This window comes from Burkholderia sp. LMU1-1-1.1, from assembly GCF_040675865.1.
In the GTDB taxonomy this organism is placed as follows: Bacteria; Pseudomonadota; Gammaproteobacteria; order Burkholderiales; family Burkholderiaceae_D; genus Rugamonas.
Genome location: NZ_JBEGHG010000019.1, coordinates 36572 through 58564, shown reverse-complemented (window position 1 = coordinate 58564; position 21993 = coordinate 36572). Strand labels below are relative to the sequence as shown.

The following is a 21993-nucleotide window of genomic DNA, read 5'->3' as shown; positions in this document are numbered from 1 at the left end:
GCGCGCGCGTCCATCGGAACAGGTTCGGTTGAACCTGTTTTTTTTCGTCTGGAGGGCAAGTCATGAGAATTTTGCAATATGTCGTCGCCGCGGCGCTGGCGCTGGTCGGCGCCACGGCCGGCGCCGCCCATTTCACGATCAAGGATTGGGAGGTCGCCTGCGACAACACGCGCGCCTGCGAGGCGGTGGGTTATCAGGCGGACGAGGGGGATAGCTTTCCGGTGGCCTTGTGGCTGGGTCGTCCGGCGGGGCCTGTCGGGACCGTGGCGGCGAAACTGAGCGTGATCGCCGCGGACGAGGGCGAGGTCGGTCCGTTGACCTTGCGGGCCGGGCAATTGACCTTGGCCGGGTTGACCTCCGACGCCGAATTGACGGCGGCGCAGATCGCGCGCTTGCTGCCGTCGCTACTAAATGCCGAGTACGCCGACGTTACCGATGGTAAAACCAAGTGGCGGCTGTCGCTGGCGGGCATGAAGGCGGCGTTGTTGAAGATGGACGATTTGCAGGGGCGGGTGGGCACCGTCACGGCGCTGGTCAAGCCGGGGACGAAGCCGGCAAGCGCCGTGTTGCCGGCTTTGCCGGCGCCAACGCTGCGCGGCCTCCCGTCCCCGCCGGAGCGCAAGCAGGATGCGGCGTTGCTGCCGGTGATCGCCAAGAAGTTGCCGAAGGGTGGTTGCGACGAGGAGCCGGATCTGATCGGCCGCGGCGAATCCCAGAGCGAGATCTATCGTTTGTCGGCGTCGAAGATGTTGTTGCTGATCGAATGCGGGCGTGGCGCCTACCAGTCCAGCTTTGCGGTCTGGATCGCCGACGACAAGCCGCCGTATGCCGCACAGCGGGCGCGGTTGACGGACGCCGACGTCGCTCCGGACAACGAGTTGCTCAACGCGTCGTTCGACAAGGGCGAGCTGGGCAGCTTCGCGAAAGGGCGCGGACTGGGCGACTGCAACACGCAGGCCACTTGGCTGTGGACGGCGGAAGGTTTCAAGCTGTCGTCGGCGTCATCGGCGCGCCTGTGCCGTGGCGTGCCGGGTGGGTATATGCTGAGCGATTGGAGCGCGCAGATTAAATAGGGCGGCTCAGGGTCCGATTGACGGCGCATGCGGCGAGATAGGACCACGAAAAATCTAAAACACGTAGGGCGGATTAGCGAAGCGTAATCGGCCATGCATGCGCCGTCGGCGGCCCAACGATGGCCGATTACGGCGTTCCGCCTAATCCGCCCTACGTGTCTCCAAGGTCATTCCGGGTTACCTTATCCGGCGAACGCTTGCCACACCAGCCAGGCGTTGGCGCTGGAGATCACCGCGAACAGGAACCACGACAACACCGTGGTCCACCAGGCGTTGACAAAATCGCCCATGATGCGGCGCTGCGACGTCAGGCTGATCAGCGGATACATCGCGAACGGCAGTTGCATGCTCAGCACCACCTGGCTCAGCACCAGCAGCTTGCCGACCGAGTGTTCACCCAACGTCAGCACGCCGATCATCGCCGGGATCAGCGCCAGCCCGCGCGTGAGGGCGCGCCGCTGCCAGCACGGGATCTTCATTTTCAGAAAACCTTCCATGATGACCTGGCCGGCGATGGTGCCGGTGAAGGTGGAGCTTTGCCCGGACGCCAGCAGCGCCAGCGCGAACAAGGTCGCCGCCAGCGCCGTGCCGGCCACCGGCGCGAGCAGCAGATAGGCGTCGTCGATGTCGAGCACGCGCGTGTTGCCCGGCTCGTGGAAGGCGGCCGCCGCCAGCACCAGGATGGAGCCGTTGATCAGCAACGCCAGCAGCAGCGAGACGATGGTGTCGATGCGCGACAGGCCGATCGCCTCGCGCTTGGCGCTGGCCTTTTGCGACACCACGCGCGTCTGCACCACCGACGAGTGCAAATACAGATTGTGCGGCATTACGGTCGCGCCGAGGATGCCGATGGCCAGGTACAGCGGCTCGCGCTCCGACAGGGTCGACAGCGACGGCACCAGTCCCGCCATGACGGCGTTCCAGTCGGGCTTGACGAAAATGAGTTCGGTGAACAGGCAGGTGGCCACCGTCAGGATCAGCGCCAGCACGATCGCTTCGATCTGGCGGAAGCCCTTGCCCTTGAGGCCGAGCACCAGCAAGGTGTCGAGCGCGGTGAGCGCGACGCCGACGGGCAGCGACACGCCCAGCAGCAGCTTGAACGCCAGCGCGCAGCCGAGCACCTCGGCCAGGTCGCAGGCGATGATGGAAATCTCGGCGAAGCCCCACAAGGTCTTGGCCACCGGCGGCTTGTATTGCTCGCGGCAGTGCACGGCCAGGTCCTTGCCGGTCACGATGCCCAGGCGCATGCTCAGGCATTGCAGCACGATGGCGGCCAGGCTCGACAACACCACCACGAACAGCAGCTGGTAGCCGAACTGCGAGCCGCCCTGGATCGCCGTGGCCCAGTTGCCCGGGTCCATGTAACCGACCGAGACCAGCAGGCCGGGACCGGCGAAGCGCAGCACTTTCTTCCAGAAGGGATCGCCCTCGGGCACCTGGACGGTGCCGGCCACTTCCGACGGGCAGAACGGCGCGGTGGCGGTGGTGGGGAGCTTGAAGGGGAGTGAGAACATGGGCATCCTGATAATGAATGCCCAAATTCTACTTGAGTTGGTGCAACTTCGTCCCTATCCCTTGCGGAGCGGATAGGGACGTATGGCTTATTTGCCGGCGTCGTTGGCCGCTTCGTCGCCGTGGCACTTCTTGTACTTCTTGCCGCTGCCGCAAGGGCAGTCGTCGTTGCGGCCGACCTTGGGCTCGTCGCGCTTGACCGTGGCCACCGGCGCCTTGCGGCGTGGCACCCAGAACTTGTAGATCAGCGGCAGGTTCGCTTCCAGGTCCTGGGCCAGCTTGTGGGCCTTGACCGGATCTTCGACCAGCGGCAGTTCCTCTTCCTCGATCTCGTCGGCGCCGAGCAGGTAGATCGGCTTCATCAGTTCCTGCACGTCCGAGTCCCAGATCTCCTGCCACGAGCCCGGACGCAGCTCCATGCCTTCCCAGAAGCCCCAGCACCACGCCTCGGCGTCGATCAGGGTCTGGCCTTCGTGCTCGTGCTCGACGAACAGCGGCTCGAACTCCTTCGGCGCGACCTCGAACGTCACCAGCACCTCGTTCATGAAGCGCATGATCAGGTTGAGGATGCGTTCCTCTTCCTTCGGGTTCTTGAATTTCGGGACGTCGGCTTCTTCCTGGCCCCACACGCGCTTGAGCCACTCGGCCGGCATGATGGTTTCCGGGCCGATGGCGATGGCGGTCAGGTAACCGTGCAGCATGTCCATCGTCATCGCGTCCTCGGGGCTGCGCTCCGATAACAGGAAATTGTCTAATTCGTCGAATTCTTTGTCGCTCAGTGGCTGGTCGAGTTGCATGGCTTGCTCTTTTTCTTGGATTGAAGGCCACAGTATACACGCCGCGCCCCGTACAATGCGGGGATGAACCAAGATAACCAAGATCACTTAGACGACGAAGAAGAAGACGCCCGCGCCGCCGCGCTGGCCGCCGCCATGGCCGGGCCGCAGGGCGGCGCCGATTCGGCCGATGACGAAGGCGCCGCGGCGCCGGCGCACGTGCCGCACCCGTATTCCGCGCTCAATCCCGAATGCGTGCTCGACGCGCTCGACAGCATCGGCCTGCGCGGCGACGGCCGCCTGCTGGCGCTGAACAGCTACGAGAACCGCGTCTACCAGGTCGGCATCGAGGACGCGTTGCCGCTGGTGGTCAAGTTCTATCGTCCGGGACGCTGGAGCGACGCCGCCATCCTCGAGGAGCACGCCTTCACCGAGGAGCTGGCCGCGCGCGAGATCCCGGTGGTGCCGGCGCTGGCGCTGGACGGCAGGACCCTGCATCACTTTAACGGCTTCCGCTTTGCCGTTTTCACCCGCCACGGCGGCCGCGCGCCCGAGCTGAGCGATCCGTCGGTGCTGGAGTGGACCGGGCGTTTCATCGCCCGCATCCACGCGGTCGGCGCGGTCAAACCGTATCTGGAGCGGCCGGCGCTCGACATCGCCACGTTCGGCACCGAGCCGTGCGAATTCTTGCAGACCAATCAATTCATTCCGGCGGATTTGCAAGAGGCGTATGCCAGCGTCTCGCAGCAGGCGCTCGACGGCGTGCGGCGCGCGTACGACCGGGCGGGGGAGTTGCCGCAACTGCGTTTGCATGGCGATTGCCATGGCGGCAATGTGCTGTGGACCGACGCCGGGCCGCACTTCGTCGACTTCGACGACAGCCGCATGGGGCCGGCGATCCAGGACTTGTGGATGATGCTGTCCGGCGACCGGGGCGAGCAGGTGCGGCAGATGAGCGATATCCTGGCCGGGTACGAGGATTTCTGCGAATTCAACCCGCGCCAGTTGCATCTGGTCGAAGCGCTGCGCACCTTGCGGTTGATTCACTACTCGGCCTGGCTGGCGCGGCGCTGGGACGATCCGGCGTTCCCGGCAGCGTTTCCGTGGTTTAATACACAACGTTATTGGCAGGATCGCATTCTGGAGTTGCGCGAGCAGGTCGCGTTGATGGAAGAGCCGCCGTTGCCGGTTTGATATGAAACCCAAACCCGTCAACCAAGCCGTCGTGGCGCCGGCGCCTGGGTTTGGGGTCGTACCCCGTACGGGGTACGATCCCGCTTGGCCGTGCGGGTTTGCCCTTCCGCGATGGGTTAAACTGGAATAAGCGGGTTTTCTCCCCTCTGCTTGCCATTCGGCCCGCATGTTCCCTGTTTGATAATGAGAGCAGTCCCGTCATGTGCCGGGGCACATCGTCAAGCGAGAAACCTCATGCAAGCAGAACTGGCTCAACGCGAAAGCGCAATCGAAGACGTCCAATTGGGCGTGGCTTTTTCCGCCGATACCGTTCCCACCGTCGTCTTGCATGACCCCGACGAACCGCTCGCCAACGTGCCGACCCCGCGCGCGGCGATGGAAATGAAAGCCATCCAGGAAGCCATCGCCCGCGTCGAAGCCGAAGCCAAGGCCGCCTGCGCCGCCGAGAGCCGCGCCCACGCCGAAGCCCGCGCCCGCGCGCTGGCCGAGGACCGCGCCGCCATCGACGCCGCCGCCGCCGCCGTCGCCCAGCAAAACGCCCAGGCATCGGAAGAAGCCATTGCCGCCAACCGCGACCGCCTCGAATCGCTGCGCGCCGCCGCCCAGGCCAGCGTCGCCCGCCTCGACGCCGTCAAACAGGAAACCGCCGAACTGCGCGCCCGCGTCGAAGCCGACACCCAAATCCGCCTGGCCGCCGAGACGCGCGCCAAGGCCGAAAGCGAAAGCCGCCAGCGCGCCTTCGAGCAGATCGCCGCCGAATCCGAGTTGGCCGAGCAGGCAGCCCGCGCCGCCGAGGAACTGCAAGTCCAGACCGAACAAGCCCGCCTGCAGGCCGTCGAGCGCGTCGCCGCCGTGCAGGCCGCCAAGGATGAAGTGGTCGGCATCGCCAGCGCCGACGCCCGCGTCGCCACGCTGGCGCGCGAACGCGAGCGCCAGGCCTACGCCGCGCGCCAGACCGCGCAGATGCTGGCCCAGGCCGAGGCCGAAGCGCTGGACCTGACCGTGCAGCGCGAACGCGCCGACCAGATCGCGCTCGAATCGGCCTTCAACCGTGCCGCCGCCGAGGTGCGCGCGCTGGAAGAGGCCCGTGCGCTGGCCCATCTGGAACAGGAGCGTGAACAGATCGCCCTGGCCAAGGCCGAATCGGAACGCAGCGCCGCCCAGTCGCTGCACCTGCGCCTGCAAACCGAAAAAGAGATCCGCGACGCCGCCATCCACCGCGAACGCCTGGAAATGGTGGCCGCCGCCAGCGCCAAGGCGCGCCGCGACGCCGACGCCAGCATCATGGCCGCGACCGAGGCGCGCATCGAAGTCGACAGCCAGCTGCGCGCCGTCGCGCTGGCCCGCGTGCAGGCCGAGCAGGAAGCCGAGCTGAGCACCCATGCCAAGGTCGAAGCCGAGTCGCTGGCGCTGGCGCAAGCCAAACAGCGCCAGGCGGCGGACGAGGTCGCCGCCGAGGCGGCCCGCGCCGAGACGCAGGAACAGCAGCGCGCCGCCGCGCTTGCCGAGGAACGCGCCGCGCTGTCGCGCGCCGCCGCCGAGCTGGCCGCCAGCGTCAACGCCGCCGAGCAAGAGGAAGTGGCCACGATCGCGCGCCAGGTCGAGGCGCAACGCCAAGCCGACGCGCTGGCGAAACAAAAGGCCGATCAGGCCGAGGTGTTGCTGCAAGCCGAGCAGGCGCGCGCCGCCGACGAGCAGCAAGCCATCGCCGCGCTGAAGGAGAAGTTGGCGGCCGAGGAGGGCGCCAGCGCGGCTGCCAAGCATCGCATCGCCGCCGAGCGCGCGCAGACCGAGGCGCTGCGCCGGCAGCAGGAAGCCGAACAACGCCTGGCCGACGCCGCCGACAAGCAAGCCGACGCGGCAAGCGTGATCGCCGCGCAAGTGGCGCTGGAAGCGGAGCAGCAAGCCACCGCGGCCCAAGCGCTGGCCGCGCAGGCGCGCCTGGCCGTGGAATTGGGCGTGGTGCACGCCGAGCGCGCCCGGATCGAGCAGGACAAGGCCGCCGCCGCCGAAGCGCTGTTGCAGGCCGAACGTGAATTCATCGAAACCGAGCGCGAGTCGCTGGCGCTGATCGAGCAGAAGCTGGCGCAGCAACGGTTGACCACGGCGTCGGAAGTGCGGGCGTCGAAGGCGATCGCGGGGCGTCTGGAGGCGGAGCGGCAGATGGCCGAGGCGGCGCGTCAGCGCGCCGACGCGGAGCAGGCGGAAGCGGATGCGATGGCGCAGCGCGCGCAGGCCGAACGGGCGGCGGCGCAAGCTGCGGTGGACAAGGCCGCAGGCCAGTTGGCGTTGCTGGAAACGGCCAAGGCGCATGCCGACATGCAGCGCAAAGTGGCCGACACGACGGTTGCGATGACCGCGGCCAAGCAGAAGTTGTTGGAATTGGAGACGCGCCGTCATGGCGCGGTGCAAAAGGCGCTGGATGGCGTGCAGGCCAAGGTGGACGCGGCCGAAGGCGCCGTGGTCGAAACGCTGGATGCGGCCCGCGCGCGCAAGGAAGCGCGTCAAGCCCAACCGGTGTGGCGCGCACGCTGATCCGGGAACGCGGCTGCGGGGATTCGTGGAGACACGTAGGGCGGATTAGGCGGAACGCCGTAATCGGCCATTTATGAGCCGTCGGCGGCGTAACCATGGCCGATTACGCTACGCTAATCCGCCCTACGTGGTTTAGAAGGGATCGAGTGTCAATGGCCAGGCTTTTATTTTACGGCTGCACCTGCACCTTGGTGATGTAGTACTCCGTCTCGCCGAAACACTGCGTCGGTACGCCCTTGTGCTGCGAGTAGCTCAAAATCACACGCTTGCCGGTGGCGTCGGTCAATTGCTTGGCCACCGCCTCATCGCGCACGCTGAACTCGAACTTCTCCGGTATCGCGCCCGGCATCGAGGTTAGCAAAATCTCCCCCTCCCAAGTCTTGCATATCCAGCCACGGGTGGAAAACTTTTGCAAATAGCCCGCGCGCTCGCCATCCGAGTAGGAAATATGCAACATCGCCCAAGTATAAGCGACGAAAACCAGCAGGGTGGCGGCCACCAGGGCGATGAAGTACAGCACGATACGCGATGATTTTGTCATAAGTAAGCCGGTTGGATTTCCAAATTAGTCTGCAATGTTTTCAATCTTATCACGCGGGGTGCAGGCGCCTGTGACGGATCGACGACCATAGCGACACGGCGATGAACGCCACCCCGGACAAGCCCGTAAACCACTCCGGAATATGGTATTTGACACTGGCCAGCATGATCAGTGCCAGAATCCCGATCGCATAGTGCGCGCCGTGCTCCAGATAGACATATTCGTCCAGTGTGCCCTTGTGCACCAGGAACACCGTCAGCGAACGCACGAACATGGCGCCGATCGCCAGACCCAGCATGATGATGACGACATCCTTGGTGATGGCGAACGCGCCGATCACGCCGTCAAAACTGAACGACGCGTCCAGCACCTCCAGATACAGGAAGCCGCCGATGCTGCCGCGCGACACGGCCGAGACCACGGCGCCGACGCCGGCCTCGGTGGTGTCGCCGTCCTCGGCCGGCGGGTCTTCCTCCAGCAGGCTGCTGATCCAGCCCACCGCCAGATACACCAGCACGCCGACCACGCCGGCGGTCAGCACGCTCAATTTCTCCGCTTCCGGCACCAGGTAGACGCAGCCGAACACCGCCGCCAGGGTCAGCAGCACGGCCAGGCTTTCGGTGCCGTGTTCGCCCAGCTTGGCCTCGATCCAGCCCAGCCAGTGCAGCTCCTTTTCCTCGTCAAACAGGAAGTTGAGGAACACCAGCAGCAGGAAAGCGCCGCCGAAGGCCGCCACCTGGGCGTGGGCGCCGGTCAGGTAGCGTGAGTATTCGTCCGGATTGGTGGTCGCCATGGTCCACACGTCGAGCAGGCCCAGGCCGGTGGCCATGGACACGATCAGCAGCGGAAACAGCAGCCGCATGCCGAACACCGCCACCAGGATGCCGACCGTCAGGAACAACTTGCGCCAGAATTCGTTCCAGTGGCGCAGCACGGAGGCGTTGACAACGGCATTGTCGAACGAAAGCGACACTTCCATGATGCCCAGTACTGCGCAAATCCACAACGCCTGCAGCAGACCCGAGCTGCCGCCGTGATTGAAGCCCCACCAGCCGGCCAGGCCCAGGAGGATGAAGGTGACGAGGAAGGAAATGCCGAAATGTCGCATGTGTATTTTTTTGAAATGATGTGATGTATTGAATTTTATCTGAGTTGCTTCCGCCACTGTGAACCCATCTGCGATAATTGCGCCACAAAAATGCAAAGGAACTACCGATGGACATCGCTTACCTCGTCACGCCCCTGATTACCTGGCTCACCGTCGGCCCGATCAAGTTTCTTATTAATAGCGCCAAGGCGCGCAAATGGGCCTTCAATTTGGTCGGCAACGGCGGTTTTCCGAGCAACCATAGCGCCGTGGTGTCGAGCATGGCGACCCTGATCGCGCTGCGCGAGGGCATAGGCCACCCGGCGTTCGGGGTTGCCGTGACCTTGTGCTTCATCGTCGTCATCGACGCCAACAGCCTGCGCCAGCACGTCGGCAAGCAGGCCGCCGCCATTAATAGGCTGGCGTCGGCGGAGAGCCGGCCCGCCGCCGTGCCCGCCGGCCACACCTGGCTGCGCGAGCGCATGGGCCACACCGTGGTCGAGATCATCGGCGGCTTGTGCACCGGCATCGCCATCGCCCACGCCATCCACGCCGTTTTCGGGCGCGGGTGACCCTGGCCGGGCGCCCGTCACCGGTACCGTTCAACCCGCACGGCGGCACACAGGAGTCGTGCCCCGTACGGGGTACGACCCCGCCTCACCGGGTCACAGCCGGGCTCAATCGGCTGCCGTAATTCCCTTCCGCTCTACCGTTCATCCTACTATTCGGCATTTCAGCCACAAATTCTGCCGTCCGTCGCACGTCGATTGACCTCTGCCGGCCACTCGGGGATACTCTGCGCGCTGTAGTCTGGCTAAAATACTAATAGCACCACGTCCACTTTCTCGGAGAACTTTATGTTGCGCAAAACCCTACTCGCTCTCGCCGTCGCTGCAGCCTTGGTTGCATGCGGCAAGTCTGCCAAGGAGCCCGAGAAAGGGGCGGCGGCCTCCGCCACCGCCAAGGCGGACGGCAAGGGCGACAAGGACGCCAAGAAAGAGCCGGAGGTGGTGTTGCAGATGGCCCAGGAGGATATCCTCGCCGTTGAATCGAACGCGCTCGCGTCCGGCCCGGTGATCACCGGCTCGATCCAGCCCGAGCGCCGCGCCGACCTGCGCGCCGAGGTGAGCGCGGTCGTAATTCAAGTACTCAAGGAAAACGGCGAGGCCGTCAAAAAGGGCGATGTGCTGGTGCGCCTCGATGAAACCTCGATCCGCGACAGCCTGACCTCGGCCGAGGAAGCCTCGCGCGCGGCCCAGCAGTCGCTGGCCCAGGCAGAGCGCATGCACGAGCGTAACACCACGCTGCGCGCCTCCGGCATGGTCTCGACCCAGGCGCTGGAAGACGCCGAAATCCGCCGCAACAACGCCCTGAGCGACCTGTCGGCGGCCCGTTCGCGCCTGGTGGCGGCGCGCCAGCAGCTGAGCCGCACGACCGTGCGCGCGCCGTTCGACGGCATCGTCAGCGAGCGCAAGGTCTCCAACGGCGACACCGCCCAGGTCGGCAAAGAGTTGATCAAGGTGATCGATCCGTCGAGCATGCGTTTCGAGGGACTGGTCTCGGCCGACAAGATCGGCGAGGTCAAGGTCGGCCAGCCGGTGCTGTTCCGCGTCAACGGCTATCCGGGCCAGAACTTCAGCGGCAAGGTCAAACGGGTCGATCCGGCCGCTAACGCCGTCACCCGCCAAGTCGAGGTGCTCGTCGAGTTCGCCGAGTCGGCGCAGCCCCGCGTGGCCGGCCTGTACGCCGAAGGCAGGGTCGAGTCGAAATCGTCGTCGTCGCTGATGGTGCCGCCGTCGGCGCTGGTGCAGGCCGGCGACAACAACTATGTGTGGCGCGTCAAGGGGGGCACCCTGAGCAAGGCGCCGCTGACCATCGGCACGCGCGACGAGCGCAGCGGGCGCTGGCAGGTGCTGTCCGGCCTGGCCGCCGGCGACACCATCGTGCGCGTGCCCGGCTCGGGCTTCAAGGACGGCCAGAAGGTCGTGCTCAGCGCGCCGAAGGCGGTCGCCGCCGCGTCGGCCTCGGCCTCCACCGTCGCAGAAAAATAAGGAATAACCGCGATGTTCTTATCCGATTTCAGTATCAAACGGCCGGTCGCGACGATCGTGCTGATCCTCGCCATGATGTGCCTGGGGCTGATGGCCCTGAGCAAATTGCGGGTCAACCAGAATCCCGACGTCGAAGTGCCGTTCATCGTCGTCATGATCCCGTACCCGGGCGCTTCGCCCGAGACGGTCGAGCGCGAGATCGTCAACCGGCTGGAAAAGTCGTTCCAGTCGATCACCGGCGTGACCGAGGTCAACTCGACCGCGTCCGAGGGCCAGGCGCGGGTGTTCATCAAGTTCGCCTTCAGCAAGAACCTGATCGAGGCCTCCGACGAGATCCGCAATTCGATCGCGTCGGTGCGCTACAAGCTGCCGATCGAGATGCGCGAGCCGATTTTGCAGCGCATCGATACCTCGGCCCAGCCGGTCATGCAGCTGGCGCTGTCGTCGAGCGTGCAAAGCCACGCCGTCATCTCGCGCCTGGCCGAGGACAAGCTGGCCGACCGCTTCCGCGGCATCGACGGCGTGGCCTCGGTCAACATCGACGGCTCGCTCAAGCGCGAGCTGAGCGTGCTGCTCAAGGCCGAGAAGCTGCGCGAATACAACGTCTCCGTCGGCGACGTCGTCAACGCCTTGCGCAACCAGAACACCAACGCGCCGGTGGGCAAGGTCAAGGGCGAGCTCGACGAGAAGAGCATCCGCCTGGTCGGCCGCATCGAGCGCCCCGAGGACTTCCAGCAAGTGGTGGTCAAGCGCAACGGCGACGAGCTGGTGCGCCTGGCGCAGGTGGCGACGATCGAGGACGGCTTCGCCGAGATGAGCTCGCTTAGCGTGCGCTCGGGCAAGCCCAACGTCGGCATCTCGATCACCCGCTCCAAGGACGCGTCGACCGTGACGGTGGCGCGCAAGGTCAAGGCGATGGTCGAGGAAATGCGCAAGGAATTGCCGACCGGCGCCACGCTGGAAGTGACCGAGGATGGCGGCGAGGACGCCGAGAACAGCCTCAACAACGTGATCGAGGCGCTGGTGTTCGGCGCCGGCCTGACCATTTTCGTCGTGTACGCGTTTTTGAATTCGTGGCGTTCGACGATGATCACCGCGCTCAGCCTGCCCACTTCGGTGATCGCCGCCTTCATCGGCGTCTGGCTGTGCGGCTTTACGCTGAACTTCATGACCTTGTTGGGCCTGTCGCTGGCGATCGGCGTGCTGATCGATGACGCCATCGTGGTGCGGGAAAACATCGTGCGCCACATGCAGATGGGCGCCGACCGCCGCACCGCCGCGCTCAACGGCACGGCCGAGATCGGCATGGCCGTGGCCGCCACGACCTTCTCCATCATGGCCGTGTTCATTCCGGTGGCCTTCATGCCGGGCATCACCGGCGAGTGGTTCCGTCCGTTCGCGCTGACGGTGACGTGCTCGGTCGCGGTCTCGCTGCTGATCTCGTTCACCTTGGACCCGATGCTGTCGGCCTTCTGGGGCGACCCGCCGGACCACCACACGGCGCCGCGCAAGGGCCTGGGCCGTGTGCTCGAGCGCTTCAACAACTGGTTCGACCATCAGGCCGACCGCTACGGCAACGTCATCGCCTGGGCCTTGCACCACCGTAAAGCGATGGCCGTGCTGGCGGTGCTGACGTTCGCGGCCGCGCTGGCGCTGCAAGCCAAGCTGGGCGGCTTCAGCTTCCTGCCGTCGTCGGACTTCGGCACCATCGCCATCGACGTGCGGGCGCCGTCGTCGGCCAGCCTGGAATACTCGCGCCTGAAACTGGACCGCGCCGCCAAGGTCGCGTTCACGATCAAGGAAACCAAGCAGACCAACGCCTATGTCAACCCGACCGGCGGGCGCATCTATGTGGACATCGGCAAGAAGACCGAGCGCAAGCGTTCGGCGATCGAGATCGCCAAGGAATTGCGCGAGAAGCTGGCCGGACTGGTCGGCGCCGAATACACGGTGCTGGAAGACTTGAGCAACAACGCCAGCAAGCCGGTCGAGATCCAGTTCACCGGCGCCGATTCGCGCAAGCTGATGGAAATCACCAACGCCTACATGGACCGCCTGCGCAAGGTGCCGGGCGCGGTCGACGTCAGCCTGTCCGAGCAGGATCCGAAGGACGAGCTGCAGATCGAACTGAACCGGGGCTTGGCCAATTCGATGGGCATCGCCGCCGGCGACGCCGCCCAGGCGCTGCGCGTGGCCTTCGCCGGCATCGAGGTCGGCGACTGGGTCGACCCGACCGGCGAGTCGCGCGACGTCGCCGTGCGCCTGGCGCCGGAGGACCGCACCAGCGCCGAGAACATCGAACGCCTGCCGATCAGCGTGGCCGGCACCAACCAAATGGTGCCGCTCGACCAGATCGCCAGCGTGACGATGGGCAAGGGGCCGTCGACGATCAAGCACAAGGACGGCAAGCGCATCATCTCGGTGAGCGCCAACGCCCAAGGCCGTTCGCCGGGCGAGGTGACCAACGACGCCATGAAACTGGCCAAGGAAATCGACTTCCCGCCAGGCTACGGCCTGTCGCTGGGCGGCGCCGGCCGCGACATGAACGAGGTGTTCAGCCAGATGATGATCTCGCTGCTGGCCGGTATCGGCCTGATGTACCTGATCCTGGTGATGCAGTTCGGGTCGTTCACGGCGCCGATCGCCGTCATGCTGTCGCTGCCGCTGTCGCTGATCGGCGTGGTGCTGGGCCTGTTGATGACCAACGGCACGATTAACCTGATGAGTTTGATCGGGGTGATCATGCTGATGGGTCTGGTGGCCAAGAACGCCATCCTGCTGCTCGACGCCGCCCGCAAGCGCGAGGAGGAGGGCTACAGCCGCGAGGACGCGCTGATGTACGCCGGGCGCATGCGTCTGCGGCCGATCCTGATGACCACCTTCGCGCTGATCGCCGGCATGTTCCCGGTCGCGCTGGCGTTGGGCGAGGGCGGCGAGTTCTACCGTCCGATGGCGATCGCCATCATCGGCGGCACGATCACCTCGACCGTGCTGACGTTGCTGATGGTGCCGACCTTCTACGACAGCATCGAGATCAACAAGGACAGCCTGGCGCTCAAGTTCCACCGCCGGATCGAGCGCTGGACCGGCCGTTTCGGCGCCTGGGGCACGGCGGTCGCGTTCGTGCAGACGGCGATCGAAGTGCTGTTGTTCCTGACCTTGATCCGCTTCGTCTACCGCTCGCTGAAGTGGGTGTTCAACAAGGTCACCGGCAAGCGCGGCGGCGGCACCCCGGCCATCGTGGCGCCGACCGTCTCGCTCAACAAGAGCGCCTTCGATCCGCAGTAAGCCAGCGAGGCCTAAAACAGTGGGTTGGAAAAGGGCTTCGGCCCTTTTTTTATGCCTGGAATGCAGAGCAAGTGCTCGGTTTCAAGGTGAAAATTAGTGCTTGCCCTCTAGTAACACCTCTTTCGGTAAACTTTATAAATGTAGTAAGCTGCTGGCCTTCCCGCACCAAATCCGGCCTGAACGGTTTGATTTGCTGCCGGACCAGAAAAAAACCTGGCGCACAGTCGCCGACTACAATGAGAGACTCCACCATGCAACGCAAGCACCTTCCCCTGATTATCGCCGCCGCCCTGAGCCTGATGACCACCGGCGCCAGCGCCTCCGGCTACCGTTTCGGTTCGCAGAGCGTGGCCGCCCAAGGCACCGCCGACGCCAGCGGCGCCGAAGCCAACGACGCTTCGACCATCTTCTACAACCCGGCCGGCATGTCGCGCCTGGAAGGCACGCAGATCAGCGCCGGCGCCACCGTCGTGGTGCCGCATTCGACCTATGCCGATACCGGCTCGACCCGCTTCACCGGCTCGCGCACCGGCGGCACCCAGGCCAACGACTACGCGCCGAATTCGGTGACCGCGCCGTCGTTGTACGCGACCAAGAAGTTGAACGATCAATGGGCGGTCGGCCTCGGCCTGTTCGTGCCGTACGGCGCCAAGCTGAACTACGGCAGCACCTGGAACGGCCGCTACGCGCTGACCGACGTGCTGGTGGAGGCGATCACGCTCAATCCGTCGGTGTCGTTCAAGCTGAACCAGCACCACGCGTTCGGTTTCGGCATCGACGCGGAACACATGAAGGCCGAACTGGGCCAGGCTGTCGACGTGCCGGGCACCATCGCCGCGCTGCGCACGCCGGCCAACGCCGCGCAAGGCGCCGCGCTGATTCGTCAGATCACTGCGCTGGGCGGCAATCCGGCGCTGCTGGCGACCGCCGGCGACGGCCGTGGCGAGAACGAGGTCAAGGATTGGGGCTTCGGCTTCAACCTGGGCTATCTGTTCACCCTGGACGAGAACACCCGCTTCGGCTTGAGCTATCGTTCGTCGATCAGCCACAATATGCGCGGCAGCACTCTTTGGGACTTCTCGAAATCGACCAGCGATCCGGTCGTCAACGGCGTGCTGGCGGCCGCGTCGCATCGCGCCAACTCGGCCGCGCTGGTATCGCTGCGCACGCCGGATACCTTGTCGGCCAACGTCTTCCACCAATTCGATTCCAAATGGGCCGGCATGGCCGACGTGACCTGGTCGCGTCATAACCGTCTGGGCAACCTGGACATCGAGTTCCCTGGCACGACCGAAGGCGCCGAGGTGATCCGTCAGCAGTGGAAAAACACGGTGCGCGTGGCGGTGGGCGGCAACTATGTCTACAACGAGAACGTGACCTTGCGCGCCGGTGTGGCGTTCGACGAGTCGCCGGTGCAAAACGCCGAACTGCGCCACCCGGCGCTGCCGGACAGCGATCGCATGCAGTACTCGCTGGGCATGAACTGGAAGCTGGACGCACGCTCGTCGATCGATCTGGCGTACAGCTATGTGGACTTCAAGGACGCGCAGGTGAACTACACGAACCTGTGCAACACCTTGTCGCGCACTTGCACCGGCAATGGCGAGACCACGCGCGGTACGTACAACACGCACCTGTCGTTGATCGGCCTGTCCTACAACTACAAGTTCTAATCCCGCGCCAGCGCGCCGCGACGGTGCCGTTGCCGTCGCCAACAATGCCGTCCAGCTAACCCTGGACGGCATTTTTTTTGTCGCTACGTCCGCGCCGAATCTATCTTTTTGGAAAGAATAAATTTCCACCTGGAAATTCATGTAGTATTTGCGTATCGGACGGTGTGCCCCCCACTCGCCACATTGCCCGCATCCCAACGCCATCACGCGCCCCCTTTTTTGCCGGCCATGCCCCCGCCGTAGCACGGATCAGCCACCACGGCGATCCGTCGAGATTGTCTTGTTTCAGGAGATGCAAACATGAAAATTCAACATTTGAACATCGGCCCGCGCCTGATCGCGGCCTTTGGCGTGATTCTGGCGATGCTGATCGTCATCGCCGTGCTCGGGATCAGCCGTCTCGCCGCCATCGAGGAATCCATGGAGGAAATCACCCTGGGAAACAACGTCGAGGCCAATATGGCGTCCAGCATGCGGCTGAGCATGGATGACCGCATGATCGCGCTGCGCAATATCGTGTTGCTCGATAGTCCCGCCCAGTCGCAAACCGAGGTCGATCGCATCGCCAAGCAGGCTGAGCTTTACGCGGCGGCTGAGAAACACCTCAACGAGACCTTTGCGTTGTACGGCATCGAGGCCGACGAGCGGGCCATCCTGGCCGACATCAAGACGCAGGAGACCGCCGCGCTGCCGTTGATCGCCCAGGTGCAGCGGCTCGGCCAGGCCAATCAGAACGCCGAGGCCACCAAGATCCTCATAGGCGACCTGCGCGCGGTCCAGCGGCGCTGGCAAGCGGCGCTGGCGGCGCTCGAGGACAGCGAGAAGAAACAAAACGAGGTGGCCACCGCCGCCGCTAGCAGCAGCTATCTGCTGGCCCGCAACCTGATGATCGGCATCGGCGCTTTGGCCGTGCTGGCCGGCATCGTGATCGCCTTGCTCATCACGCGCAGCATCACGGTGCCGGTCAACCGCGCCGTGACGATCGCCCGCACCGTCGCCGCCGGCGACCTCACCAGCGAGATCGTGGTGACCGGCAAGGACGAAACCGCCTTGCTGCTGGGCGCGTTGAAAGACATGAACGAAAGTTTGCAGCACATCGTCGGCCAAGTCAGGACGCGCACCGAAAGCATGACTTCGATGTCGCAGGAGATCGCGGCCGGCAATATGGACTTGTCGTCGCGCACCGAGGAGCAGGCCAGCTCGCTCGAAGAGACGGCTTCGTCGATGGAGGAGTTGACCAGCACCGTCAAGCAAAACGCCGACAACGCGCGCCAGGCCGACAGCCTGTCGCATGCCGCGTCGGTCGTGGCGGGCAAGGGCGGGGCGGTCATCGCCGATGTGGTCCAAACGATGAGCGCGATCAACGCGTCGTCGAAAAAAATCGTCGAGATCATCAACGTGATCGACGGCATCGCGTTCCAGACCAATATCCTGGCGCTGAACGCGGCGGTCGAGGCGGCCCGCGCCGGGGAGCAGGGCCGTGGCTTCGCGGTGGTGGCGACCGAGGTGCGCAATCTCGCCCAGCGCAGCGCGGCGGCCGCGAAGGACATCAAAATCCTGATCGGCGATTCCGTCTCGAAGGTCGAGTCGGGTTCGCAACTGGTCGAACAGGCCGGCGCGACCATGATCGAGGTGGTCGACAGCGTGCGCCGCGTGAGCGACATCATCACGGAAATCTCGGCGGCGAGCCGTGAGCAAAGCCTGGGTATCGAGCAGATCAATCAAGCCATCATGCAGATGGATGGGGTGACGCAGCAAAACGCCGCCCTGGTCGAGCAGTCGGCCGCCGCCGCCGCGTCGATGGAAAGCCAGGCGGGCGAACTGGTCGAGGTGGTCGGGAAATTCGTGTTGAGACAGGATGCAACCGTCCGGTCCGTTCCAAAACCGCCGCACAGGCATCGTCCGGCGCGGTCACGGGATCTTGTCGCCGTCAATTCTTAAGTCGGTGAAGGCGCCGGCGGACAAAGTCCCGTGGCAAGTGGCGGGCCTCCGCCGGCGCGGCGCGTCCCCGCCATCGGGCAGGTCGTCATTCCAGAAAAACGAGATTTTATCGCCGACGATGCTGGCGTGGCTGGGGGCGCGCATCAGCATGCGCCAGTCGGCCGGGGCGTTCGCGTTGCCGATCAGCGCGGCGCGGCAGGAAACAAGCGCCTTTTCCATCATGACTCGCCGTGTTTTTTCCGCGCTGGGGAAGGCCTGGCTATAGAGTATCACGATGCATCCGGCGCAAGCGACCGGCACCAGGATCAAGCCCAGGATCAAGCCGGACACCGCCGGTACCGTCGCGCACCCCGGCGCTCCGGCATCAACGCTCGGCGCGCCGAGCGGCGCGCCAGATTCGGCGCGGTCGGGTTGATGAGCTGAGCGGTCAAGGAGCGGCATAGTTGCCTTTGCCTGTCGGGATGGGCGTTTCGCTTCATTCTAGAGCGTTGCTTGGCACGAATCCTCACCAATTGTTACGTGTGATCGATACGCAACAACTCAAGCCCGGATAGGGCGCGACCATGTCGCGTGGGATATCCGTCCCCGGCCTCCTTCAAAGCCCGGTCGATTACTGCCCCGGAGGCTTGGTCGGTGATTCGCTGCCGGTGGCGGGCGGCGTGGTGGCGTCCGGCATGGTGCCGGGGGCCGGGGTGGGCGTGCGCGACGGTGTCGACGGCGCCGTGCTTTCCGTGGTCGGGGTTGGTGGCTGGTCCGCCGGCCGCTTGTTGCAGCCGGCCAGCAGCGCGACCGCGAAGGCCGCGCCCAACGCTATTTTGCTTGTCGTGTGCAGGGAAGTCATTATTCTTTCCTTTCAAAAAAAGGTCAGGGAAAAAATTAGACACTCCCCGCGCGCGCGCGGTTCCCGCTATTTTCGGTCAGGCCGTCTTGCGCTCGCCGTCGCTGTCGATCGGCAAGTCGGCGTCGCTGTTGAAGACCGCGATGTCGGTCTCGCCCAGCACCCGGCTGGTGACCGTGCCGGCGGTGATCGAGCCGCTGACGTTGAGCGCGGTGCGGCCCATGTCGATCAGCGGTTCGATCGAGATCAGCAGCCCGGCCAGCGCGACCGGCAGGTTCATCGACGACAGCACGATCAGCGCGGCGAACGTGGCGCCGCCGCCGACGCCGGCTACGCCGACCGAGCCGATGGTGATGATGGCCAGCAGCGGCACGATGAAGTGCGCGGTGAACGGGTCGATGCCGACGGTCGGGGCGATCATCACCGCCAGCATGGCCGGATAGATGCCGGCGCAGCCGTTCTGGCCGATGGTGGCGCCGAACGAGGCGGCGAAGTTGGCGATGCCTTCGGAGGTGCCCAGGCGCAGCGTTTGCGTTTGCACGCTCATCGGAATGGCGCCGGCGCTGCTGCGCGAGGTGAACGCGAAGGTGAGCACCGGCAGGATCTTCTTGACGAAGCGCACCGGATTCAGGCCGGCGCCGCTGACGATGATCAAATGCACCACGAACATCAGCAGCAGCGCGCTGTACGAGGCCAGCACGAAGTCGATCAGGTGCAGGATGTCGGTGTAGCTGGAGGTCGAGACCACCTGCGCCATCAAGGCGAACACGCCGTACGGCGTCAGCCGCAGCACCAGGGTGACGATGCGCATGACGATGGCGTGCGCGACCTTGATGAAGTTGTCGAAGGAGGCGAAGATGTCCGGCTTCTTGGCGTGGATGCCGGTGGCGGCGATGCCGATGAAGACGGCGAAGACCACTACCGCGATGGTCGAGGTCTTGCGCGCGCCGGTCAGGTCGAGGAAGGGATTGGCGGGGATGAAGCTGAGCAGCATGCTCGGCAGCGAGATCGCCTGCGCCGCTTCGACCTTGCCTTCCAGGTAGACGCCGCGCGCGATGTCGGCGGCCGAGGCGGTCAGGCCGACGGCCGTCAGGTGGAACGCCTTGGCCATCAGGATGCCGATGCCGGCGGCGATCAAGGTGGTGGCCATCAAGGTGCCGATGGTCAGCGCGCTGATCTTGCTCAGCGAATCCATGCCCTTTAATTTAAGGATGGCGGAGATGATCGAGACCATGATCAGCGGCATGATGATCATTTGCAGCAGCTTGACGTAGCCGGAGCCGACGATGTCGAGGTAGTCGCCGGTGGTCTTCAGTTCGGCCGAGCCGGCGCCGTAGATGGCTTGCAGCGCCGCGCCCAGTACGATGCCCAGCCCCATGCCGGTGAACACGCGCACCGAAAAGGACGCGTGCCTGCGCTGCTGCGCGTACAGCACACCCAGCAACACCAGCGCCGCCAGCAAATTAAATACTACGTTCATAGCCATTGCTTACCCTTTGCCCCAAATTAAACAGATCGCCCGTCACCACACATTCGTTTGCCGGACGCGAAAAATGTCTAGCGGTCGGTCATTTTATATGTGTTTCTCGATATAAACGAGACCGTTATCGCGCATGTAACGAATATTTAGCTATATCGCTATTCGGTTTTTGCATAAACAAGGTTGTTGCGCATCTGCATCGTTTCTCATCATTATCCTAAGGGCGGGCGTACAATCGTTTCAGGTTCCGCCACCTCCAGGAGCGTCGCATGGCAATCAACAGCATGAAAGTGGGTACCCGGCTCAGCCTGGGCTTCGGTCTGGTCCTGATACTGCTGCTGTTCATAGCCGCGCTCGGCGTCTTCAATATGAGCACGATCCATGCCAAGCTCGACACCATCGTCAACGAGAACGTGGTCAAGAGCGAGCTGGTGGAGAACATGTCGGAATCGGTGCACATCGTCGGGCGGCTGTCGCACTCGGTGGTGCTGCTGCACGACGACAGCGCCATCCGCGCCGAGATGGCCAAGGTGGACCAGGCCCGCGCCAGCTATGCCAAGGCGGTCGGGCAGTTGGAGACGATGCCCGCGAACGCCAAGGAGGTGGCCGCGCGCGACCGCATCGCGGCGCTGGGCCAAACGGCGCGCCCGCTCAACGACAAGGCGTTCGCCCTGGCGCTGGCGCACAAGGATGACGAGGCGGTGGCGGTGGTGTTGACGCAAGCCGCGCCGGCAACCCAGCAGTGGCAGGACGCCATGGACGATTACGCGGCCCTGCACCGGCAAGACAACCATGAACATGTCGCCGCCGCCGGCAAGGCCTACCAGCGGGCGTGGATGCTGATGCTGGTGTTGTCCGGCATCGCCATCGTGGTTGGCGTGGGCGCCGCCGTGACCATCGGCCGCTCGCTGCTGCGGCAGTTGGGCGGCGAACCGGGTTACGCGGCGGAGATCGCCGGCCGCATCGCTTCCGGCGACCTGACCATGGCGGTCGACACCAGGGCCGGCGACCAGCACAGCATGTTGCACGCGATGAAGTTGATGCGCGATTCGCTGGCCGGCATCGTCGCCGAGGTGCGCAGCGGCACGGAGACCATCGCGACGGCGTCGACCCAGATCGCCACCGGCAACCAGGACTTGTCGTCGCGCACCGAGGAGCAGGCCAGCGCGCTCGAGGAAACCGCCTCGTCGATGGAGCAGCTGACCAGCGCGGTACGCCAGAACAACGACAACGCGCGCCAGGCCAACCAGTTGGCGCACGCCGCCTCCGAGGTGGCGCAGAAGGGCGGCCAGGCGGTATCGGAGGTGGTCGGCACGATGGGCGCGATCAACGAGTCGTCGCGCAAGATCGTCGACATCATCTCCGTCATTGACGGCATCGCCTTCCAGACCAACATCCTGGCGCTGAACGCGGCCGTGGAAGCGGCCCGCGCCGGCGAGCAGGGCCGGGGTTTCGCGGTGGTGGCGTCCGAGGTGCGCAACCTGGCGCAGCGCTCGGCGTCGGCCGCCAAGGAAATCAAGGAGCTGATCGGCGACTCGGTCGAAAAGGTCGAAATCGGCAGCCGCCAGGTCGAGCAGGCCGGGATGACGATGAACGAGGTGGTGGCCAGCGTGCAGCGGGTGACGACGATCATGGCCGACATCTCCAACGCCGGCGACGAGCAGAGCCTGGGCATCGAGCAGATCAACAAGGCCGTCATCGAGATGGACGGGGTGACGCAGCAGAACGCGGCGCTGGTGGAGCAGGCCGCCGCCGCGGCCGAAGCCTTGCAGCAGCAGGCGGTCAACCTGGAGCGGGTGGTGAGCGTGTTCCGCGTCGATGGCGCCGGCCGGCCGGCGAAGAGGGCGTCGCCGGCGATGGCGGTAGCGCACAAGACGGCGCTGGTGAAGCCGGCCAAGCCATTGGCACGGCTGGGGGCCGCCGCAGCCGCCCCCGCCGGCGCCGATTGGGAAGAGTTCTGACCTGAGGCAGAAGCGTCACGCGAAGGCACGTAACGCGGAGACA

16 protein-coding genes are annotated in these 21993 nt (G+C 64.9%); 9 read left to right on the top strand and 7 right to left on the bottom strand.

Going from position 1 to position 21993, the window contains the following annotated elements; genetic code table 11:
* The first annotated feature begins 62 nt into the window (after positions 1-62).
* Complete coding sequence (locus tag MRBLMU1_RS17300) at positions 63-1073, top strand: DUF1176 domain-containing protein (RefSeq protein WP_363503564.1); 1011 nt, start codon at positions 63-65, stop codon at positions 1071-1073.
* A 182-nt stretch (positions 1074-1255) separates the two neighbouring features.
* On the opposite strand, the gene MRBLMU1_RS17295 is transcribed toward MRBLMU1_RS17300, so the two are convergent.
* The gene (locus MRBLMU1_RS17295; RefSeq protein ID WP_363503562.1) at positions 1256-2587 is read right to left on the bottom strand and encodes an Nramp family divalent metal transporter; all 1332 of its coding nucleotides are present in this window, start codon (positions 2585-2587) and stop codon (positions 1256-1258) included.
* Positions 2588-2674: 87 nt separating this feature from the next.
* Positions 2675-3382, bottom strand: coding sequence for a UPF0149 family protein (locus MRBLMU1_RS17290; protein WP_363503560.1), 708 nt, complete (start codon positions 3380-3382; stop codon positions 2675-2677).
* Between the two features lie 135 nt (positions 3383-3517).
* Here MRBLMU1_RS17290 and MRBLMU1_RS17285 point away from each other — a divergent pair, with 135 nt between their 5' ends.
* Both MRBLMU1_RS17285 and MRBLMU1_RS17280 read left to right on the top strand, forming a co-directional pair.
* On the top strand, positions 3518-4555 hold the full coding sequence (locus tag MRBLMU1_RS17285; protein ID WP_414646091.1) for a serine/threonine protein kinase: 1038 nt from the start codon (positions 3518-3520) through the stop codon (positions 4553-4555).
* Between the two features lie 234 nt (positions 4556-4789).
* Positions 4790-7090 (top strand): hypothetical protein, encoded by a 2301-nt coding sequence (locus MRBLMU1_RS17280; RefSeq protein ID WP_363503556.1) that lies wholly within the window; start codon positions 4790-4792, stop codon positions 7088-7090.
* A 169-nt stretch (positions 7091-7259) separates the two neighbouring features.
* On the opposite strand, the gene MRBLMU1_RS17275 is transcribed toward MRBLMU1_RS17280, so the two are convergent.
* Together MRBLMU1_RS17275 and MRBLMU1_RS17270 are read right to left on the bottom strand one after the other, a co-directional pair.
* Positions 7260-7631, bottom strand: a complete 372-nt coding sequence (locus tag MRBLMU1_RS17275; RefSeq protein WP_363503554.1) for a hypothetical protein — start codon at positions 7629-7631, stop codon at positions 7260-7262.
* A 49-nt stretch (positions 7632-7680) separates the two neighbouring features.
* Entirely contained in the window at positions 7681-8739 is a 1059-nt protein-coding gene (locus MRBLMU1_RS17270) for a DUF475 domain-containing protein (RefSeq protein ID WP_363503552.1), read from the bottom strand.
* Between the two features lie 107 nt (positions 8740-8846).
* Between MRBLMU1_RS17270 and MRBLMU1_RS17265 the strand changes: the two genes are divergently transcribed.
* From MRBLMU1_RS17265 to MRBLMU1_RS17245, 5 genes are all read left to right on the top strand, one after another.
* Positions 8847-9290: a divergent PAP2 family protein gene (locus MRBLMU1_RS17265; protein WP_363503550.1), complete on the top strand. Its 444-nt coding sequence runs from the start codon at positions 8847-8849 to the stop codon at positions 9288-9290.
* A 285-nt stretch (positions 9291-9575) separates the two neighbouring features.
* Positions 9576-10769 (top strand): efflux RND transporter periplasmic adaptor subunit, encoded by a 1194-nt coding sequence (locus MRBLMU1_RS17260; RefSeq protein WP_363503548.1) that lies wholly within the window; start codon positions 9576-9578, stop codon positions 10767-10769.
* Positions 10770-10781: 12 nt separating this feature from the next.
* Positions 10782-14057 (top strand): efflux RND transporter permease subunit, encoded by a 3276-nt coding sequence (locus MRBLMU1_RS17255; RefSeq protein ID WP_363503546.1) that lies wholly within the window; start codon positions 10782-10784, stop codon positions 14055-14057.
* Positions 14058-14308: 251 nt separating this feature from the next.
* Entirely contained in the window at positions 14309-15730 is a 1422-nt protein-coding gene (locus tag MRBLMU1_RS17250; RefSeq protein WP_363503544.1) for an OmpP1/FadL family transporter, read from the top strand.
* Between the two features lie 300 nt (positions 15731-16030).
* Positions 16031-17671: a methyl-accepting chemotaxis protein gene (locus tag MRBLMU1_RS17245; RefSeq protein WP_363503542.1), complete on the top strand. Its 1641-nt coding sequence runs from the start codon at positions 16031-16033 to the stop codon at positions 17669-17671.
* On the opposite strand, the gene MRBLMU1_RS17240 is transcribed toward MRBLMU1_RS17245, so the two are convergent.
* The 3 genes from MRBLMU1_RS17240 to MRBLMU1_RS17230 all read right to left on the bottom strand — a co-directional run bounded on the left by MRBLMU1_RS17240 (position 17642) and on the right by MRBLMU1_RS17230 (position 19995).
* On the bottom strand, positions 17642-18112 hold the full coding sequence (locus MRBLMU1_RS17240) for a hypothetical protein (RefSeq protein ID WP_363503540.1): 471 nt from the start codon (positions 18110-18112) through the stop codon (positions 17642-17644). The two genes, MRBLMU1_RS17245 and MRBLMU1_RS17240, sit on opposite strands and share 30 nt — an antisense overlap.
* 169 nt (positions 18113-18281) lie before the next feature.
* Complete coding sequence (locus MRBLMU1_RS17235; protein WP_363503538.1) at positions 18282-18512, bottom strand: hypothetical protein; 231 nt, start codon at positions 18510-18512, stop codon at positions 18282-18284.
* Between the two features lie 76 nt (positions 18513-18588).
* A complete protein-coding gene (locus tag MRBLMU1_RS17230) occupies positions 18589-19995 on the bottom strand; it encodes an L-cystine transporter (protein WP_363503535.1) in 1407 nt (468 codons plus the stop codon).
* A gap of 263 nt (positions 19996-20258) precedes the next feature.
* Between MRBLMU1_RS17230 and MRBLMU1_RS17225 the strand changes: the two genes are divergently transcribed.
* On the top strand, positions 20259-21950 hold the full coding sequence (locus MRBLMU1_RS17225) for a methyl-accepting chemotaxis protein (protein ID WP_363503533.1): 1692 nt from the start codon (positions 20259-20261) through the stop codon (positions 21948-21950).
* The last annotated feature ends 43 nt before the right edge of the window (positions 21951-21993 follow it).

Bases quoted from the DNA above. Each gene is read 5' to 3' on its own strand.
- MRBLMU1_RS17255 (WP_363503546.1), top strand. From the start codon at position 10,782: ATGTTCTTATCCGATTTCAGTATCAAACGGCCGGTCGCGACGATCGTG.
- MRBLMU1_RS17270 (WP_363503552.1), bottom strand. From the start codon at position 8,739: ATGCGACATTTCGGCATTTCCTTCCTCGTCACCTTCATCCTCCTGGGC.
- MRBLMU1_RS17260 (WP_363503548.1), top strand. From the start codon at position 9,576: ATGTTGCGCAAAACCCTACTCGCTCTCGCCGTCGCTGCAGCCTTGGTT.
- MRBLMU1_RS17230 (WP_363503535.1), bottom strand. From the start codon at position 19,995: ATGGCTATGAACGTAGTATTTAATTTGCTGGCGGCGCTGGTGTTGCTG.
- MRBLMU1_RS17290 (WP_363503560.1), bottom strand. From the start codon at position 3,382: ATGCAACTCGACCAGCCACTGAGCGACAAAGAATTCGACGAATTAGAC.
- MRBLMU1_RS17300 (WP_363503564.1), top strand. From the start codon at position 63: ATGAGAATTTTGCAATATGTCGTCGCCGCGGCGCTGGCGCTGGTCGGC.
- MRBLMU1_RS17240 (WP_363503540.1), bottom strand. From the start codon at position 18,112: ATGCCGCTCCTTGACCGCTCAGCTCATCAACCCGACCGCGCCGAATCT.
- MRBLMU1_RS17280 (WP_363503556.1), top strand. From the start codon at position 4,790: ATGCAAGCAGAACTGGCTCAACGCGAAAGCGCAATCGAAGACGTCCAA.
- MRBLMU1_RS17245 (WP_363503542.1), top strand. From the start codon at position 16,031: ATGAAAATTCAACATTTGAACATCGGCCCGCGCCTGATCGCGGCCTTT.
- MRBLMU1_RS17250 (WP_363503544.1), top strand. From the start codon at position 14,309: ATGCAACGCAAGCACCTTCCCCTGATTATCGCCGCCGCCCTGAGCCTG.
- MRBLMU1_RS17275 (WP_363503554.1), bottom strand. From the start codon at position 7,631: ATGACAAAATCATCGCGTATCGTGCTGTACTTCATCGCCCTGGTGGCC.
- MRBLMU1_RS17285 (WP_414646091.1), top strand. From the start codon at position 3,518: ATGGCCGGGCCGCAGGGCGGCGCCGATTCGGCCGATGACGAAGGCGCC.
- MRBLMU1_RS17225 (WP_363503533.1), top strand. From the start codon at position 20,259: ATGGCAATCAACAGCATGAAAGTGGGTACCCGGCTCAGCCTGGGCTTC.
- MRBLMU1_RS17295 (WP_363503562.1), bottom strand. From the start codon at position 2,587: ATGTTCTCACTCCCCTTCAAGCTCCCCACCACCGCCACCGCGCCGTTC.
- MRBLMU1_RS17265 (WP_363503550.1), top strand. From the start codon at position 8,847: ATGGACATCGCTTACCTCGTCACGCCCCTGATTACCTGGCTCACCGTC.
- MRBLMU1_RS17235 (WP_363503538.1), bottom strand. From the start codon at position 18,512: ATGACTTCCCTGCACACGACAAGCAAAATAGCGTTGGGCGCGGCCTTC.